Genomic DNA, 16,211 nt, shown 5'->3' on the forward strand with positions numbered 1-16,211 from the left:
GTATGATGTATTGCAATGTGATACAGGGTGTAAAAGTGCGGTCATTCGCGCTAAAGTAGGGCAGGCCAAAAAGGAACGCACAATGGTTGAACTTCCCTCAAGCCGTGAGGATGAAAAAGCGGGTGGCATTCAGGTCATCGCGCGTGCGGCAAAAATTCTGAATGCGCTGGGTGAACATCCGGGCGGCATGAGTCTGGGCGAAATTGCGCAGGTGGTCGATCTGCCACGTTCAACGGTGCAGCGTATTATCGCCGCGCTGGATAGCGCACAACTGGTACGCAGCAGCGGGGCGGGCGGGCTTCGTCTGGGACCGGCACTGCTCAAGCTGATCTCCAGCGTGCACAGTGATGTGGTCGAAATCGTCCGTCCGTTTCTGGAACAACTCTCCGCCGATATCAACGAAACCGTTTCGCTGGCACGCGCCAGTGGCACGCAGTTAGCGATTGTTCACTATGTGGTGGCATCCCGGGAATTGCGCGTGGTGCCACGCATCGGTTTGAATCTCCCGCTCTACAGCACTTCAGGCGGTCGTGCACTGCTGGCACTGGAAAGTGATGAAGATGTGCGCGTGATGGTCGGCGAAGCGTATAAAGAGTTGACCGAAATGACGGTGAAAACCTTGCCACAACTGCTGGAGCTGATTGCTGAGGTGCGTAACAGCGGTCTGGCCATTGATCGTGGCGAAACGCTTGAAGGAATTTCCACCATGGCGGTGGCGATTGACACGCTATTCGGTCGCTTCTCCATTTCGCTGCTGGTGCCGACGGCGCGTTTTCATAAACAGGAAGCGCGTTATCGTGATGAAATCATGAAATGCAAAGAGGCGCTGATTCGCGAAATTGGCAAAATGACCGCTGTGGAAGGATAACCAACTGATGAAAACCTTGCTGATGGCCATTGATAATTCACCGGTGGCAGAAAAAGTCATCGCGTTAACCATTGAACAGGCGCTGGCGCAACAGGCGCAGGTCACGGTGTTGTGCTGTGTCGATCCCGCTTATTCCTCCTGCAATCAGCCGATCGAAATTGATGCGGGCGAAGATCCGGATGATTTCGTCGCGGCAAAAGATGAACAAAACACCGCTGAAATGGTGGTGCGTCACGCGCTGGCCCCGCTACTGCGTGCCGGGGTGGCTGCCAAAGGTTTGATTCTGGCTGGTGAAGCCGCGGAAACCATTGTGGCGCAGTCCAATGCACTGAAGGCCAGCATGATCATCATCGGTCGCCGTCATCTTTCTCCTTTTAATCGCTTACTTAAAGGTTCGGTGAGTGCGGCTGTGATTGAGCGCGCCAACTGCCCGGTTCTGATTGACGTTCGCAAGGATTAATCACGCTCCATGTTTTCCCTCTTACCTATCACGCTGGCGGCGTTTGCGCTGCTGGCGGTGATTATCATCGTTCTGATCCGCACCACGGCACTCCGCTTATGGCAGGGGTTAGTGCTGTTTTTACTGCCGTTAATCCTGGCGAACATGCTGTGGTTTAGCTGGTTACATCCACGTCAGGAGCGACAGGCGCTGGAAAGCGAGGTGGCAAATCAGTTAAGCCTCGCACCCGGCTATCGTCAGCTCAAAACACAGGAGCCGGCGCTGTGGCAAATGCTTAATCGCGAGTTACTGCACAAGCGTATGGAAGGCGTGCCTGCTGACCAGGCGCTGGGCGAGTTACGTGGATGGCTGATGGATCTGGTTAATCAGCGTATGGCGCGTGCAGATGACGAGACGCTGCTCAATTATTTGCGTGTGTCAGTGCAGGAGATGCAGGCACTGCAGCAACCGGAGCCACAACGCTGCTTCCGCTTCCTTTACCCGCAGGTAAATGGCGGCATCAATTTGCAACAAGCGCTGTCACCGACGTTGTATCAGCGAGATGCCCTGGCGTTAGATTTACTGCTGCAAAACAGTACGGGTGAAGAGCGGCCGATAGATCAGCAGGGCGCGCAACGTGATTTGCAAAGCGTCGTGGAAAAACTTTACGGCAAGTGGGGTGATAAGCTCCAGCAACTCAACATGCCTGCTGATACTGCCGTCGATCGCAGCGCCATGTGCGCCATGTCGATTGATCTTTACAGCGGCATTCTCGCATTGCCTGCCAAACAGTCCGCCAACCTTTTGCGTAAGATGGTCAGCCTTACCGGTTAGGTTTACGCGTAAAAAAAAGCCCGCTCAGCGCGGGCATAAAGGTCACTTTCCGTTTTTTTTCTCGTGTCACCTGGTGTGGTGCAGACTTCGTGCTGTCTGAAAGCATCATGGCATCGGTTAAGTGATATGAAAAACCGTTTGATTTTATTGATTTGATTGGTAAAAACTTTTTAAAAATGACTATTTCGCGCCAGTTTCCTATAGATGCGTGCGGCATTGGCATTTAGACTGCTTCGCCTGGAAGAGGACACCCTAATGAAAAAAATGCTTATTAGCGCACTCGCGCTTTTTATGCTGGCCGGTTGTAGTGTCAGCAAACCCGGTGGATTTGAACGTGTCGATGAAGATAAAAGCTCAAATACCGTGCAATATCGTTATGACCCGCAAACGTTGAATAAAGATGCGATGGAAGTCGATCTGGCGAATTATTGTAACCAGCGTGGATTTGATAAAGTGGAATCGCTGCCGGCACAGGACAGCCATCTGCCCGGATTAAAGAAAGCCTGGTATCAATGTAATTACGCGGTAAAAAGCTAAAAGAAAGGGCGGGATAAATTCCCGCCCTTTTTGTTTTTTTATTATGTGCTGTGTGTGCTTTGCCCAATTACCAATGGCGACCATGATAACCATGGTCATGATGCCAGCCGCCACCGTGGCCCCAGCCCGGTCCGCGACCATATCCGTCATGAACGATACAACCACTCAACATCGTCATAATGGCAACAACCGAAGCAGCTTTAATAAGTGTTTTCATGGAGAGTCCTCCTCTTTTCCAATGAAGCCAGATTACCGGGGAAAAGTGGAGTGAAGATGCAGTAAATGTAGAGTTATTTCTGGATCTATTACCAGATATGTCAATTTAAAGCTAAAAACGTCAAGGCGGGAAATAAACCAATCAGATAAAACCGAATGCCTGATGATAATAACGCGAATAATCTGAAATGCAATCCTAAATAACAGCCGTTCTCAACTCTTAAAACATTACGCAGAAAAGATGGAGAAAATAGGTGCCGCACAGTGATGCGGCATCTGTTGAGATTAATTATGCAGCAAAGGTTCAGTCACGTTTTGACGATTTGGCAGACGGATGCTGAGCGACAACACCAGTGAAATCACCAGCAGTGTCATGATCAAGCTGAAGGTCACGGTAAAACCACCAAACACGGAAGCCACCAGTGAACCCATCACGCTGCCGATACCGAATCCCAGGTAAATCAGCCCGTAATTTTTCGTCAGATTATTGAGACCAAAGAAATCGCTGACCAGGGAAGGGAACACGGTGATGGTGCCACCAAAGCTAAAGGCAACACAGGCCAGTGACAGGAAGAAGGTGGTTTCATTCATCCGGGTAAACAACAAAATGCTCATGCCCACCAGTGAAACGATCTGTGCCAGTGAAATGACGCGAATACGTGCCATTTTATCGGAGAGTACGCCGAGAATAAGACGACCACTCAGGTTAGCAATCGCGATGACAGTCACGGCATTAGCAGCGGTTTGCGTGGTCAAATGGACCATCCCTTCGCCGATGTCTTTCGCTACGCCAATCACATACAGACCGCTCATGCAGGCAGTGAGGAACATCAGTGCCAGCATCCAGTACTGTGGCAAGCGTACGGATTGCGCCAGCGTGTAATCTTTTTCCAGCACTTTCGCGTTACCGCTGCTTTGCTGGATAGGGGCATCACGCATCATCAGCGCACCCACAATGATCATACTCATCGCCAGCACACCCCAAATCATAAAGGTGTTCTCCAGACCATAAGAACTGAGCAACGCGCCACAGATAAATTTGAAGCCGAGGCTACCTAAGCCGTAAGCGCCAATCGAGCAGGCGGAGATTAATCCTTTGCGCTCCGGGAACCACTTCACGCAGTTTGACAGCGTCATCAGGTATCCTGCGCCATCCGCTAAACCGACCAGGATGCCGGCGCTGAGATACAGCATCATCAGGTTATCGGCATGAGCGGTCAGCCAAAAGCCAATCGCCATTAAAATCCCGGCGCCGATGGTGACGTTACGCACACCAAAGCGCTCCTGTAATTTTCCCGCCAGTGACGATGCAATCGCCAGGCCCAGGCTGAGTAAACCAAACGAGAAGGCAACCTGACTGATTGGCGCATCAAGCTTATGCGCCAACTGGCCGTTAAACAGGCTCCAGGTGTAAACCGAACCCAGTGCAAACTGAGTGATGATGGTGCCGATAAGGGTAAGCATGCGGGTGCGCTGCAACTGCGCGGATAGTTCTGTTTTCATTTTTATCTCTCCCCTCAGGGAATGCGGAATCTGCAGCGATAATAGGCAGCTTACGCGCGCGTGGGGCGAAGCAGGGCATCAAGAGACAGGATGAAGGAATGAAATGCAGTAATACGGGTATGAATGGCATTGGGTCACAGTGATGTCAATTTAAGCGTAGCGGTTGCCATGGGTAAGCATGTGTAACCGGGTGTTATAAGCGTACCGATTTCACTGCAAGATGACAGTTTTTTGCCAGGCTTAAGATTCACTCAATAGGAGGAAATATGACAGACCGAGCATATGAATCCGCGTCAAGCGAGGATGAAGTTTGCTGCATCATCGGTCAGGCGGTGATCGAGTTAAGCGATGAGCATCAGCCTGTGAATAAATCCACGCTGTCGCTGAAATTACTGGCTATGGCCGATCGCGACAGAGATGATGAACGCGTTCTGCTTTACTGGATTGCCAGAAAAGCCATCAATAAACCTCACCAGCTCAATATCGGCGTTCAGGGCTGGCGCTAGAGGACCAAAGAGCGGGCGCAATGCCCGCTCTCGCTATTCATGCCAGGCGTAATTTGCGTGCCGTGGGCCAGCGCACAAACATCACCATATTCCCCATCAGAATCATCGACAGACCCACGATGGCATTGCCGTGCCACTGATATCCCTCATAAATAGTCGACAACGTCAGTGCCACCAATGGGAAAAGCAGTGTGCAGTAGGCGGCCTGGCTGGCTCCGATACGACCGACAAGTGTGAAATAAGCGCCAAATCCCAGCACAGAGCCAAAAATGGCCAGATAACTCATCGAACCAAGCCACTGCAAATTCAGCGCAGGCGCTAATGAATCGCCATTCAATAGTGCGATGATTGCCATAACAATTGCACCATATAACATGGCATAGCTGTTGGTAGTTAGCACATCACGTTGACGGCGCTGATGGCGAGTCGAAATCATGTTACCCAATGAGAATCCAAGCGTGCCCAACGCGCTCAGCCCAACGCCCCACAGCAGTTGCGGAGCCGGGTGTGCTGCCTGAATGTCATTCCAGAACAAGGCAACAATTCCCCCCAAACCAAGCACGGCCGCGGGCAACAGGCGAAACGGTGGGCGCTGACGGAAAAAGATCCAGCTGTTGAGCGCGTTATACAGCACGGACATGGAGAAGATGACCGATTCCAGGCCACTGCTGATCCACGCTGCCGCATGATAGAAACAAACGAAGTTGAAGCCAAATACGCAACAGCCTTGCAGTAAGCAGAAAAGGTGATCCTGCTTATCCAGCGGGCGCAGGCGTTTAATCAGCTTCAGGATCACCAGCATCAGTACTGAGGCCAGCAAAAAGCGCCAGAATACCGCCACCAGAACCGGCGTGTTAGCCGCTTCTTGTTGCAGGAATATTGCAATCCAGGTCGTGCCCCAAATCAACACCACCGCAAGGTACAACATAATGTTCATCGCATTCTCTCCAGCAAAATCATTGCCTGAAGTGTGACGATCATGATGGCCATCTGCTTGCACGCGGTTGCGCGCGAATTGCAAAATCTTGCGCTTTTTACACGGATGTCCTGCGTTGGCCTGTTTTCTGGCCGTGGAGATCCGTAAACTGTGCGTTATTAACCTGTGAGTGGATGCCTTTGATGCCCGATTATCAAACCTTCGACATGCTGCAGCGCCATAAAGCGCAATTGCACGATAGCGTGCAGCTTTCGGGTGGCATCAAGTTGGCGGCCTGGTTTAATAGTGGCGATCGTGTCACTAATCTTAGCGATCACCATACGCTCAGCCTGTATACCGCGGATGGCTATGACACCTGGCATAAAACTCAGCATGGTTGGCGCAACGGCGGTGGTCCGGATCGCTTCTGCCTGATGCCTTCTGGTATTGAATCCACCTGGGATTTACGCGCCGATTTGTCGTTCGTGCATCTCTACTGTACTGACGAGCACTTGCGTCATCTTGGCGAACAGATTTGGGATCGCAGCCCCGCCCAACTTAACCTGCATGAAAAGATCTTTGCCGACGACGATCGCATCACGCAACTTTATCGCCATTTCCTGCTGAGCGTTGACTGGCAGCAACCCGCCAATCAATTGATGCTGAGCAGTGCCTCAACGTTGTTAATGACGCATCTTTTGCAGAGCTACAGTGAAGTGCAGTGGCAGGTGCCACAGGTGCGCGGCGGATTAGCCCCCGCGGTATTGCGGCGCGTGTTGGCTTTTATTGATGCACAGTTGGATCAGCCGTTGACGCTGGCGCAATTAGCTGCGGAAGCTTCATTGAGTGAGTATCACTTTGCTCGCATGTTCCGCAGCAGCGTGGGCGAAGCGCCACATCAGTTCGTGATGCGTCGTCGTATGGATACCGCACTGCAACTGCTAAAGTTCAGCGCTCTGCCGTTAACTGAGATCGCGCTGCGCTGCGGTTTCCACTCTTCCAGTCACTTCAGTAACCGTTTCCGCCAGTTGCATGGTGTCACCCCTTCCGCATGGCGCCAAAACGCGCACCAGCTTTGATTCCGCTGTAATTACCTGAAACAGCCAGTTTCTACCTTCGAGAAACATCTCAGATTCATTCACTCTCATGCTAATTGTGATGAACTTTTCTTCGCCTTAGATACAATGCCATCCATTAACATGTTGTTTTTGATGTGATAATTACATGTTTAGCTTATGCGGAGTGGTAACGATGGAAATGCGCGTTTCAAAGCTTGAAGCCGATGTATTTGAAATGAAGGCAGATATTAAAACGTTGAAAACCGATATGGAAACGGTGAAAACCGACCTGGCGGTGATCAAGTCTAACTACGTAACGAAAGCCGATTTACATCAGGAAATCGCTAAAACTCATGTAGAGATCGCCAAAATTCACATAGAGATGACCAAACAAACCAAATGGATCCTGGGTGGAATAATGAGCGCGGCTGGACTCAGCTTAGGTATAGCGCGCTGGCTGTTTTAAGGGATTAGACCTAAAGCCAATATGAGGGAATGATGAACACCGCAAGCTGCCCTTCGTCACATCCAACGTCCATTCGGATTCGCATGTTTACCAGGAGTAGATTTCTGCCTGGGGATGGCATTGCTTATGATCAGAATTATAGTTACCAGGCTGGAGGAAACATGTTTGAAGCGCGCGTTGTAAAACTTGAATCTGACGTCAGTCATATTAGACGTGATGTTGAAGAGCTAAAGGCCGATGTAAAATCAATCGATAGAAACATGGCTGCCGTGCTTGAAAAACTAGAAGGTCTTAAAGAGTCACTCGTTAAAAAGCCTTCGACAGATGCAGTTGATAAAAAGATCTCTGAAGCGAAGTTGGCTGTTTTACTCGGTGTTCCAGCCTTAATCGCTATTGGCACTACGGTCTACAAGTTGATAGCGCATTTCTATTTCTCATGAATACCCGTAGCCGTCTTGGTTTAGTTAAACCCACCGCCACTCATCAAAAATCTTTGCGTGCCAATGATTCGGCGATTGGCTTATATAAAGGGGGATGAGGAGGGCAGCGAACGGCGATATGGTGTCCCCTGCAGGAATCGAACCTGCAACTAGCCCTTAGGAGGGGCTCGTTATATCCATTTAACTAAGGAGACGCGGCGCGCAGTATAGCGTACCGACCAGCAGAATTTAACCGTGTAAATCCTGTTTGCTCAATCTATCAACAATGTCGTGCCACAGATCACTGTTGTTTCTTCTGCGCTTTCTCTTTGCGCTTCTGTTCCGCCTTCGCTTTGGCCTTCGCCGCCTCGCTCATATCGTTGCGAATTTGCGCATGGCTAATCAGTGCAAAAATCAACGTGCCGCCGGTGATATTTCCCAGCAGGGTAGGCAGCGCAAACGGCCAGAGAAAATCCTGCCAGGGCAGTGTGCCGGCAAACACCAGATACAGCACTTCCACTGAACCCACCACGATATGCGCCAGATCGCCGAGGGCAACCAGCCAGGTCATCATCACAATCACCACGATTTTGGCCGCGCCCGCGTAAGGGAACATCCAGACCATGGTGGCGATAATCCAACCTGAAATCACGGCATTGGCAAACATTTCGCTGGGGGAGTTGTCCATCACCTTTTCGCTGATCACGGTGAAGGCCTGGCGAGTTGCCTCGTCAAAAATCGGCATATGATTAAACGCCAATGCGCCGAGCGCCGTACCGATCAAATTTCCTGCCAGCACTATGGCCCACAGACGCAATAACAGCATGAAATTACCGCCAGTGGGTTTGTGCATAACCGGTAATACCGCAGTAACTGTATTCTCAGTGAACAGTTGCTGGCGCGCCATAATGACGATGACAAAGCCGAAGGTATAACCCAGATTCTCCAGCAGGAAACCGCCTGGCACATCGGCCAAATGCACATGGAAAATCCCTTTTGCCATCAGCGAAGCGCTCATGGAGAGCCCCGCAGCCACGGCAGACCATAATAAGGCCATGCCGTCGCGCTCTAGCTCTTTCTCGCCATCCTGGCGGATCTCTTCATGAATGGCAGCAGCCCGTGAGGGCAGGGCATCTTCATCCACTTCAATCTCTTTCCCCTGGTCCTTTTCGTCGCTCTCGACATCATTGTCATGTTCTGAAATGGATGGTGATTGCTTCATGTTTTCCCCTGGTGATAATGCCAACGCGTAATAAGCGTAGACGGTTTTTTCAAGAGCGAAATGTTACGAAGATTCAATTTAAGAGTAACAAGATTTTAACTGAGGCGATTTTTTGCGCAATTCCTTGATCTGATGCGCACGAATACCCCCTTTGGGGGAAGTGAGAGCTACCTCACAGACTTCGGCCCACAGATTCATTGTGGTATTATCCCCGCCTTATTTCACAGCTGCGATTCCCTCTTTCATGCTCGAAGTCATTAATCTCTCATGCGTTCGTGATGAGCGAACCCTGTTTCATGGTCTGAGCTTCCAAGTGCAACCGGGTGACATTGTGCAAATTGAAGGCCCTAACGGGGCAGGAAAAACCTCACTGCTGCGTCTGCTGGCTGGATTAAGCCGGGCAGAAGAGGGCGAAGTGATGTGGCAATCGCAGCCGATTCGTCAGCAGCGCGAAATATGGCATCAAAACTTGCTCTATCTTGGCCATCATCCTGGTGTGAAGTCGGTACTCTCACCTCTGGAAAACCTGCATTTCTGGCACGGCGATCGTGATGAAGAAGTGATTTTCGACGCGCTGGAGCAGGTGAACTTGCTGGGATATGAAGAGGTGCCGGTTGCGCAGTTGTCCGCAGGTCAGCAACGGCGTGTAGCCCTGGCTCGCCTGTGGCTCAGCCCGGCAAAAATCTGGATTCTGGATGAACCGCTCACGGCCATTGATAAAGGCGGCGTGGAAAAATTAATGGCGCGTTTCGCTGAACATGCCGATAACGGAGGCGCAGTGATTTTGACTACCCATCAGGATTTGCCTGATGAGAGTGAACGCGTGCGCAAAATCCGCCTCATCTCGGAGTGGGCTTGATGTTAGGTCGCGTGATTCAGCGTGAGTTGAAAATTGCATTTCGCAGCGGTGCCGAGGTGATTAACCCGCTGTGGTTTTTCCTGATTGTTATCACGCTGTTTCCGTTAGGTATCGGGCCGGATCCTCAGCAACTGGCGCGCATTGCGCCAGGCGTGGCGTGGGTTGCGGCATTGTTAGCCTCACTGCTGGCGCTTGAACGACTGTTCCGTGATGATTTTCTGGATGGTTCGCTGGAGCAACTACTTTTGCTACCGACACCGTTGCCCGTCACGGTGCTGGGAAAAGTGATTGCTCACTGGCTGATTACGGGCTTGCCACTGATTTTACTGTCGCCGCTGGCGGCACTACTCCTGTCACTGGATTTTGCTGGCTGGCGCGCGATGGCGCTGACGCTTTTACTCGGCACGCCAACCTTGAGTTTTCTTGGTGCGATTGGCACCGGTCTGACCGTTGGGCTGCGGCGTGGCGGCGTACTTCTGAGTTTACTGGTATTGCCGTTGTCGATACCTGTTCTGATCTTTGCCAGCGCGGCCATCGATGCCGCCGGTCAGGGATTGCCGATCGGAGGCTATCTGGCAATTCTTGGCGCGATGCTGGCAGTGAGCGCAACACTTTCGCCGTTTGCTACTGCTGCGGCTTTGCGCATTAGTCTGCATTAATCCGTGCTGCCCCAGAGCAGCCGGTATCCGAATTCTTTTTATTGTGAGCTATGCAAATGTGGAAATGGTTACACCAGTGGGCGAAGCCTGAGCGGCTTTACCAGCTATGCGGTCGCTTAATTCCGTGGTTCGCCGTGCTTGGCGTGGCAACGCTGCTGCTTGGTTGGGTGTGGGGCTTCGGCTTTGCACCGGCCGATTATCAGCAGGGCAACAGCTTCCGAATTATGTACATTCACGTGCCAGCCGCGATGTGGTCAATGGGCGTTTACGCATCCATGGCGATTGCCGCGTTTATCGGCCTGGTGTGGCAGATGAAGATGGCGGATCTGGTTTCGGCAGCGATGGCGCCTATTGGTGCGGTGTTTACTTTTATCGCGTTAGTGACGGGTTCCGCCTGGGGCAAACCGATGTGGGGCACCTGGTGGATTTGGGATGCGCGCCTAACCTCGGAACTGGTGCTGCTGTTCATCTATATGGGCGTGATTGCGCTCTATCACTCGTTTGAGGATCGTCGCACCGCCGGTCGTGCCGCAGGCATTCTGATTCTGGTGGGCGTGGTTAACTTGCCCATCATCCACTTCTCGGTACAGTGGTGGAACACCTTGCATCAGGGATCGTCAGGCATTTTGCAGCAGGCAATTGCGCCGAGTATGCGGACGCCGCTGCGTTGGGCCATTCTCGGTTATCTGCTGGTGTTTGGCGCGCTGACGCTAATGCGCCTGCGTAACCTGATCCTGTTCAGCGAGCGCCATCGTCCATGGGCGATCGATGTGGCTCAGGGAGGGCGCAAAGCATGACACCGGCTTTCTCATCATGGAGCGACTTCTTCGCCATGGGCGGCTATGCCTTCTATGTCTGGCTCGCCGTCATCCTCACGTTAATCCCTTTATTCGGTCTGGTGCTGCATACCCTGTTGTTCCGCCGCCGTTTGCTGGCAGAAATTCGCCAGCGTCAATCCAGGGAGCGCCGCATTCGCGCGGCCAAGTCGAAAAAAGCTGCCAGTGAAGCAGCAGGAGAAACCGTGTGAATATCCGTCGTCGTAACCGCCTGTATGTGGTGGTCGCGATTTTGGTCGGCTTAGGCCTGGCCACATCGCTGGTGATGTATGCGCTGCGTTCCAACATTGACCTGTTTTACACCCCGAGTGAAATTCTGTACGGCAAAGGTGAAGCGCATCAGATGCCGGAAACCGGGCAACGTCTGCGCGTCGGCGGCATGGTGATGCCTGGCAGCGTGAAGCGCGATCCGAAAACGCTGGCTGTCTCTTTCAAGCTGTATGACGCCAACGGCGTGATCAGCGTAAGTTACGAAGGCATCTTGCCGGATCTGTTCCGTGAAGGGCAGGGCGTGGTGGCGCTGGGCGTGCTTGAAAGCGGCAACCTGGTCAATGCCAAAGAAGTGCTGGCAAAACATGACGAAAAATACACCCCGCCAGAAATTGAAGATGCGATGAAGAAAAACCACACAGGACCTGCAGCGACTTATCAGCAGGCAGGTGCTCAATCATGATGCCGGAAATTGGCAGCTTTCTGCTTTGCCTGGCGCTGGGACTCGCGCTGCTATTAAGTATTTATCCGTTGTGGGGCGCAACCCGTCAGGATGCACGTTTGATGGCGATGGCACGTCCGCTGGCGTGGGGCATGTTCGCCTGTATCGTTGCCGCCTTCGTGGTGCTGGTACATGCGTTTATCGTTAACGATTTCAGCGTGGCCTATGTCGCCACCAACTCCAACACCTTGCTGCCGGTTTACTACCGCATCGCAGCCACCTGGGGCGCGCATGAAGGTTCACTGCTGCTGTGGGTGCTGTTGCTCAGTACCTGGACGGTAGCCGTCGCGATTTTCAGTCGCGGCATGCCGCAGGATGCACTGGCGCGGGTGTTGTCAGTCATGGGGATGATCAATCTCGGCTTCCTGCTGTTTATTACGCTCACCTCGAATCCGTTTACTCGTACCCTGCCGAACTTCCCGGTTGATGGCAGCGACCTCAATCCGATGCTGCAGGATATCGGGCTGATTTTCCATCCGCCTCTGCTTTACATGGGGTATGTCGGTTTCTCGGTGGCATTTGCGTTTGCTATTGCGTCATTGATGGCAGGGCGTCTCGATACCGCATGGGCGCGCTGGTCACGCCCGTGGACCACCGCAGCCTGGGTTTTCCTGACCATTGGTATCGTGCTCGGTTCTGCGTGGGCCTATTACGAACTGGGCTGGGGCGGCTGGTGGTTCTGGGATCCGGTCGAGAATGCTTCGTTCATGCCATGGCTGGCCGGTACGGCGTTGATGCACTCGCTAGCGGTGACAGAAAAACGGGGTAGCTTCAAATCCTGGACGGTGCTGCTGGCGATCACGGCATTCTCATTAAGCCTGCTGGGCACTTTCCTGGTGCGTTCAGGCGTGCTGGTGTCAGTGCACTCATTTGCTTCCGATCCGGCGCGCGGCATGTTCATTCTCGCCTTCCTGGTAATCGTGATTGGTAGCTCGCTGCTGCTTTATGCCATCAAAGGTGGCAAGGTGCGCAGCCGCGTGCAGAGCGAAGCCTGGTCACGCGAATCCTTCCTGTTGGGTAATAACGTTCTGCTAATTGCGGCCATGCTGGTGGTGCTGCTGGGCACGTTGTTGCCGTTAGTCCATAAGCAGCTTGGACTGGGCAGTATTTCTGTCGGCGAACCCTTCTTCAACACCATGTTTACCTGGTTGATGGCACCGTTCGCTCTGATGCTCGGCATTGGGCCGCTGGTGCGCTGGCGTCGCGATGAGCCGCAGAAGTTGTGGAAACGCCTGGGTGTCGGTTTGCTGGTCACACTGATCTTGTCGATCGCGCTGCCGTGGCTGCTGCAGGACCGCATTGAAGCGATGACAGTGATTGGCTTGCTGATGGCGATCTGGGTGATTCTGCTGACGCTGATGGAACTGCACGAGCGCGCTACCCATCGCCACAGCTTCTTCAAAGGCCTGCGTCATTTAACCCGCAGCCATTGGGGCATGGTGCTGGGTCATTTAGGCGTTGCCGTAACGGTGGTGGGTATCGCTTTTAGCACGCAGTACAGCGTTGAGCGCGATGTGCGCATGAAGTCAGGCGATACCGTGGATATCCACAACTATCACTTCATTTTCCGCGACGTACACAATTTGCAAGGACCGAACTACAGCGGCGGTGTCGCCATTATCGATGTGACGCGTGACGGAAAATTTGAAGCGGTACTGCATGCTGAAAAACGGTTCTATACCGCAGCCCGTACCATGATGACCGAAGCGGCAATCAGCGGTGGTTTCACTCGCGATCTCTACGCGGCATTGGGCGAAGAATTGGATGACGGTTCCTGGGCGGTGCGCATCTATTACAAACCGTTCGTGCGCTGGATTTGGTTCGGCGGCGTGTTTATGGCGGTCGGCGGCCTATTGTGCCTGCTGGACCCACGTTATCGTTCGCGCAAAAAAGCGCAGCAGGAGGAGCTGGCATGAGCAAGAAAATCATGTTCATCCCGTTAGTGCTGTTTCTGCTGCTGGCGGCCGCGCTGTTGTGGCAGTTGTCTCGCAACGCTAATGGGGATGATCCCACGCGTCTGGAATCGGCGCTGATTGGTAAGCCGGTACCGGTTTTCAAACTGGAAGCGCTCGATAAGCCGGGCAAAATCTACGATCAGCAAGTTCTGACCGACGGCAAACCGATCCTGCTCAATGTCTGGGCCACCTGGTGCCCGACATGCCGTGCTGAGCATCAGTATCTCAACACGCTGGCCGAGAAGGGCATTCGCGTCGTCGGGCTGAACTACAAAGATGATCGCACCAAAGCGGTCACCTGGCTGAACACGCTGGGCAACCCTTACGCGCTGAGCCTGTATGACGGTGACGGCATGTTAGGTCTGGATCTCGGCGTCTACGGTGCGCCGGAAACCTTCCTGATCGACGGCCACGGTATTATTCGTTATCGCCATGCGGGGGATATGAATGATCGCGTGTGGAACGAAGAAGTGAAACCACTGTGGGATAAATACAGCAAGGGGGCCGGTGCGTGAAAAGGCTTCTATTGTTAATCGCGGGCATTCTGCTCAGCACCAGCCTGTGGGCTGCCATTGATACTTACCAGTTCGATTCGGTACAGCAGGAAGAGCAGTACCGCGATCTCACCGGTTCGCTGCGTTGCCCTAAGTGTCAGAACAACAGCATTGCCGACTCCAATGCGATGATTGCCGCAGACATGCGTCTGAAAGTGTATGAGCTGATGAAGCAGGGCCAAAGTCGCCAGCAGATCATCGATTATATGGTGGCGCGCTACGGCAACTTCGTCACTTATGAACCACCGGTTACCCCTTCAACGCTGATTTTGTGGGTGGGGCCGGCGCTGTTTGTGGTGCTGGGCGGCTTGATTATTATTCTGCGCAATCGCCGGGGGAAAACCCGTAGCGATCTCGATGACGATGAACAACAACGCCTTGCGGCGATTCTTAAGCGTGACGGGAAGCCGTAATGACTGGATTCTGGATTACCCTGATTATTTTGCTGGTGGCGGCCTCGGCGCTGTTTCTCAGTGCAGGCTGGCGTCAACGTCAAGCCACTAGCGGCGATCGCGATCGTCTGAATACCGATTTCTACCAGCAGCGCCTGCGCGAATTAGCGCGTGATGAAGAGGAAGGCGTGGTTGCCGAGCGCCCGGAGATGGTGCGTGAACTGCAACAAACGCTGCTCACCGATGTGCCGAACGAGCACGCCGCGCGCATCCATAGCAGTAGCCGTTGGGTGCTATTGCCGGGACTGATTGTATTGTTGCTGGTGTCGGTTGGCTTTTACCTGAAGACAGGTGGACTGGCGCAACTGGCCGGTTGGGTTAGCGTGCAGCAGGAATACCCCCAGTTGCGCGCCCGTGTGATGGATCCCAAAGCGGCGCCCTTAACCATGGAAGAGTTGGCTCGCCTACAATTAGGGTTGCGCACCGCTCTGCAAGACGATCCGCAAAACCTCAATGACTGGACGATGCTGGGCCGCCTTGGCATGGTGCTGAATAACGCGACGAATGCCAGCCAGGCCTTCCAGCGTGCATTGCAACTGGCACCTGATAATCTGGAACTGCAGCAGGATTATGCCGAAGTCCTGACGCGCTCCAGCGATCCGCAGGACAACCGCCAGGCCAATGTGATGCTGAAAGATCTGCTAAAACGCGACCATAGCAACGTGCGCACCCTAAGCTTGTTGGCATTTAATGCTTTTGAGCAGCAGCAATATGATCAAGCGATTGGTGCCTGGCAGGTGATGCTGAAGCTTCTGCCCGCGGGTGACAAGCGCATTACCATGATAGAGCGCAGCATTGAACAAGCGAAAACTGATGCGGGACAGCAAAATAGTCACCTGGCATTGACGGTGAGTTTAACTCCGCAGGCAGAAAAAATGTTACCGCAAGGCGGAGTGTTGTATATTTCTGTGTCTGACGGTGTTTCACCGGTGCCTGTGGCTGTGAAGCGTTTACCGCTGAGCCATTTCCCGTTATCGCTCACGCTGGATGACAGCAACGCCATGATGCCCGATCGCCTGCTTTCGGCGCAGCATCAGGTGCAGGTCAGGGTGCGTATTTCGCGCGATGGTAGCGCCAATCCTCAGTCGGGAGACTGGTTTGGCTTAAGCGCGATCACCCCCTGGGATGGTCATCAGCAACTGGCTGTGGAGATTAATCAACAGCAGCCCTGAAGCGATACATTATTCAACCGCACAGGGA

Annotated in this window: 21 protein-coding genes and 1 tRNA gene; 17 read left to right on the forward strand and 5 right to left on the reverse strand. The window is 53.0% G+C overall.

The window, feature by feature from the left end:
* The first annotated feature begins 82 nt into the window (after positions 1-82).
* The 4 genes from WFP70_RS10255 (at position 83) to WFP70_RS10270 (ending at position 2,678) form a co-directional block, all read left to right on the forward strand.
* Complete coding sequence (locus WFP70_RS10255) at positions 83-868, forward strand: IclR family transcriptional regulator (RefSeq protein ID WP_034825209.1); 786 nt, start codon at positions 83-85, stop codon at positions 866-868.
* 7 nt (positions 869-875) lie between these two features.
* On the forward strand, positions 876-1,328 hold the full coding sequence (locus WFP70_RS10260; RefSeq protein ID WP_034825207.1) for a universal stress protein: 453 nt from the start codon (positions 876-878) through the stop codon (positions 1,326-1,328).
* Positions 1,329-1,337: 9 nt separating this feature from the next.
* Positions 1,338-2,141 (forward strand): hypothetical protein, encoded by an 804-nt coding sequence (locus tag WFP70_RS10265; protein ID WP_337023331.1) that lies wholly within the window; start codon positions 1,338-1,340, stop codon positions 2,139-2,141.
* 255 nt (positions 2,142-2,396) lie between these two features.
* Positions 2,397-2,678, forward strand: coding sequence for a lipoprotein (locus WFP70_RS10270; RefSeq protein ID WP_038645632.1), 282 nt, complete (start codon positions 2,397-2,399; stop codon positions 2,676-2,678).
* A 67-nt stretch (positions 2,679-2,745) separates the two neighbouring features.
* Here the strand turns inward: WFP70_RS10270 and WFP70_RS10275 are convergent, their stop codons facing one another.
* Both WFP70_RS10275 and WFP70_RS10280 read right to left on the reverse strand, forming a co-directional pair.
* Positions 2,746-2,895: a hypothetical protein gene (locus tag WFP70_RS10275; protein ID WP_166934934.1), complete on the reverse strand. Its 150-nt coding sequence runs from the start codon at positions 2,893-2,895 to the stop codon at positions 2,746-2,748.
* 284 nt (positions 2,896-3,179) lie between these two features.
* Positions 3,180-4,397 (reverse strand): L-lactate MFS transporter, encoded by a 1,218-nt coding sequence (locus WFP70_RS10280; RefSeq protein WP_337023330.1) that lies wholly within the window; start codon positions 4,395-4,397, stop codon positions 3,180-3,182.
* A gap of 266 nt (positions 4,398-4,663) precedes the next feature.
* Between WFP70_RS10280 and WFP70_RS10285 the strand changes: the two genes are divergently transcribed.
* Complete coding sequence (locus WFP70_RS10285) at positions 4,664-4,903, forward strand: hypothetical protein (protein WP_034825199.1); 240 nt, start codon at positions 4,664-4,666, stop codon at positions 4,901-4,903.
* 37 nt (positions 4,904-4,940) lie between these two features.
* Here WFP70_RS10285 and WFP70_RS10290 read toward each other — a convergent pair whose 3' ends face one another.
* The gene (locus tag WFP70_RS10290) at positions 4,941-5,840 is read right to left on the reverse strand and encodes a DMT family transporter (protein ID WP_337023329.1); all 900 of its coding nucleotides are present in this window, start codon (positions 5,838-5,840) and stop codon (positions 4,941-4,943) included.
* Positions 5,841-6,022: 182 nt separating this feature from the next.
* On the opposite strand from WFP70_RS10290, the gene WFP70_RS10295 reads away from it, so the two are divergent.
* From WFP70_RS10295 to WFP70_RS10305, 3 genes are all read left to right on the forward strand, one after another.
* Complete coding sequence (locus tag WFP70_RS10295; RefSeq protein WP_337023328.1) at positions 6,023-6,898, forward strand: AraC family transcriptional regulator; 876 nt, start codon at positions 6,023-6,025, stop codon at positions 6,896-6,898.
* A 172-nt stretch (positions 6,899-7,070) separates the two neighbouring features.
* Positions 7,071-7,343: a hypothetical protein gene (locus WFP70_RS10300; protein ID WP_034825196.1), complete on the forward strand. Its 273-nt coding sequence runs from the start codon at positions 7,071-7,073 to the stop codon at positions 7,341-7,343.
* 161 nt (positions 7,344-7,504) lie between these two features.
* On the forward strand, positions 7,505-7,783 hold the full coding sequence (locus WFP70_RS10305) for a hypothetical protein (RefSeq protein WP_337023327.1): 279 nt from the start codon (positions 7,505-7,507) through the stop codon (positions 7,781-7,783).
* 119 nt (positions 7,784-7,902) lie between these two features.
* On the opposite strand, the gene WFP70_RS10310 is transcribed toward WFP70_RS10305, so the two are convergent.
* Both WFP70_RS10310 and WFP70_RS10315 read right to left on the reverse strand, forming a co-directional pair.
* Positions 7,903-7,977: transfer RNA gene (locus WFP70_RS10310), tRNA-Arg, on the reverse strand.
* A gap of 86 nt (positions 7,978-8,063) precedes the next feature.
* Complete coding sequence (locus tag WFP70_RS10315; RefSeq protein ID WP_337023326.1) at positions 8,064-8,984, reverse strand: formate/nitrite transporter family protein; 921 nt, start codon at positions 8,982-8,984, stop codon at positions 8,064-8,066.
* Positions 8,985-9,228: 244 nt separating this feature from the next.
* On the opposite strand from WFP70_RS10315, the gene ccmA reads away from it, so the two are divergent.
* From ccmA to ccmI, 9 genes are read left to right on the forward strand one after another with little or no spacing between them, the layout of a single operon-like run.
* On the forward strand, positions 9,229-9,843 hold the full coding sequence (ccmA, locus tag WFP70_RS10320; RefSeq protein ID WP_337023325.1) for a cytochrome c biogenesis heme-transporting ATPase CcmA: 615 nt from the start codon (positions 9,229-9,231) through the stop codon (positions 9,841-9,843).
* Entirely contained in the window at positions 9,843-10,502 is a 660-nt protein-coding gene (gene ccmB / locus WFP70_RS10325) for a heme exporter protein CcmB (protein ID WP_038649973.1), read from the forward strand. Before ccmA ends, ccmB begins: the two co-directional genes overlap by 1 nt.
* Before the next feature lie 56 nt (positions 10,503-10,558).
* Positions 10,559-11,299 carry a heme ABC transporter permease gene (locus WFP70_RS10330; protein ID WP_034825278.1) on the forward strand — a complete coding sequence of 247 codons (741 nt, stop codon included), beginning with the start codon at positions 10,559-10,561 and terminating at the stop codon, positions 11,297-11,299.
* Positions 11,296-11,529, forward strand: a complete 234-nt coding sequence (ccmD, locus tag WFP70_RS10335; protein ID WP_034825187.1) for a heme exporter protein CcmD — start codon at positions 11,296-11,298, stop codon at positions 11,527-11,529. The genes WFP70_RS10330 and ccmD overlap by 4 nt, the downstream gene beginning before the upstream one ends.
* Positions 11,526-12,011 carry a cytochrome c maturation protein CcmE gene (ccmE, locus tag WFP70_RS10340; protein ID WP_337023324.1) on the forward strand — a complete coding sequence of 162 codons (486 nt, stop codon included), beginning with the start codon at positions 11,526-11,528 and terminating at the stop codon, positions 12,009-12,011. Before ccmD ends, ccmE begins: the two co-directional genes overlap by 4 nt.
* On the forward strand, positions 12,008-13,966 hold the full coding sequence (locus tag WFP70_RS10345) for a heme lyase CcmF/NrfE family subunit (protein ID WP_045831554.1): 1,959 nt from the start codon (positions 12,008-12,010) through the stop codon (positions 13,964-13,966). Before ccmE ends, WFP70_RS10345 begins: the two co-directional genes overlap by 4 nt.
* Positions 13,963-14,520, forward strand: a complete 558-nt coding sequence (locus tag WFP70_RS10350) for a DsbE family thiol:disulfide interchange protein (protein ID WP_337023323.1) — start codon at positions 13,963-13,965, stop codon at positions 14,518-14,520. The genes WFP70_RS10345 and WFP70_RS10350 overlap by 4 nt, the downstream gene beginning before the upstream one ends.
* Positions 14,517-14,972, forward strand: coding sequence for a cytochrome c-type biogenesis protein (locus WFP70_RS10355; protein ID WP_034825179.1), 456 nt, complete (start codon positions 14,517-14,519; stop codon positions 14,970-14,972). Before WFP70_RS10350 ends, WFP70_RS10355 begins: the two co-directional genes overlap by 4 nt.
* Positions 14,972-16,183, forward strand: coding sequence for a c-type cytochrome biogenesis protein CcmI (gene ccmI, locus WFP70_RS10360; protein WP_097116547.1), 1,212 nt, complete (start codon positions 14,972-14,974; stop codon positions 16,181-16,183). The genes WFP70_RS10355 and ccmI overlap by 1 nt, the downstream gene beginning before the upstream one ends.
* The last annotated feature ends 28 nt before the right edge of the window (positions 16,184-16,211 follow it).

It is taken from the genome of Pantoea sp. USMM079 (assembly GCF_037153115.1).
Lineage (GTDB): Bacteria > Pseudomonadota > Gammaproteobacteria > Enterobacterales > Enterobacteriaceae > Pantoea > Pantoea communis.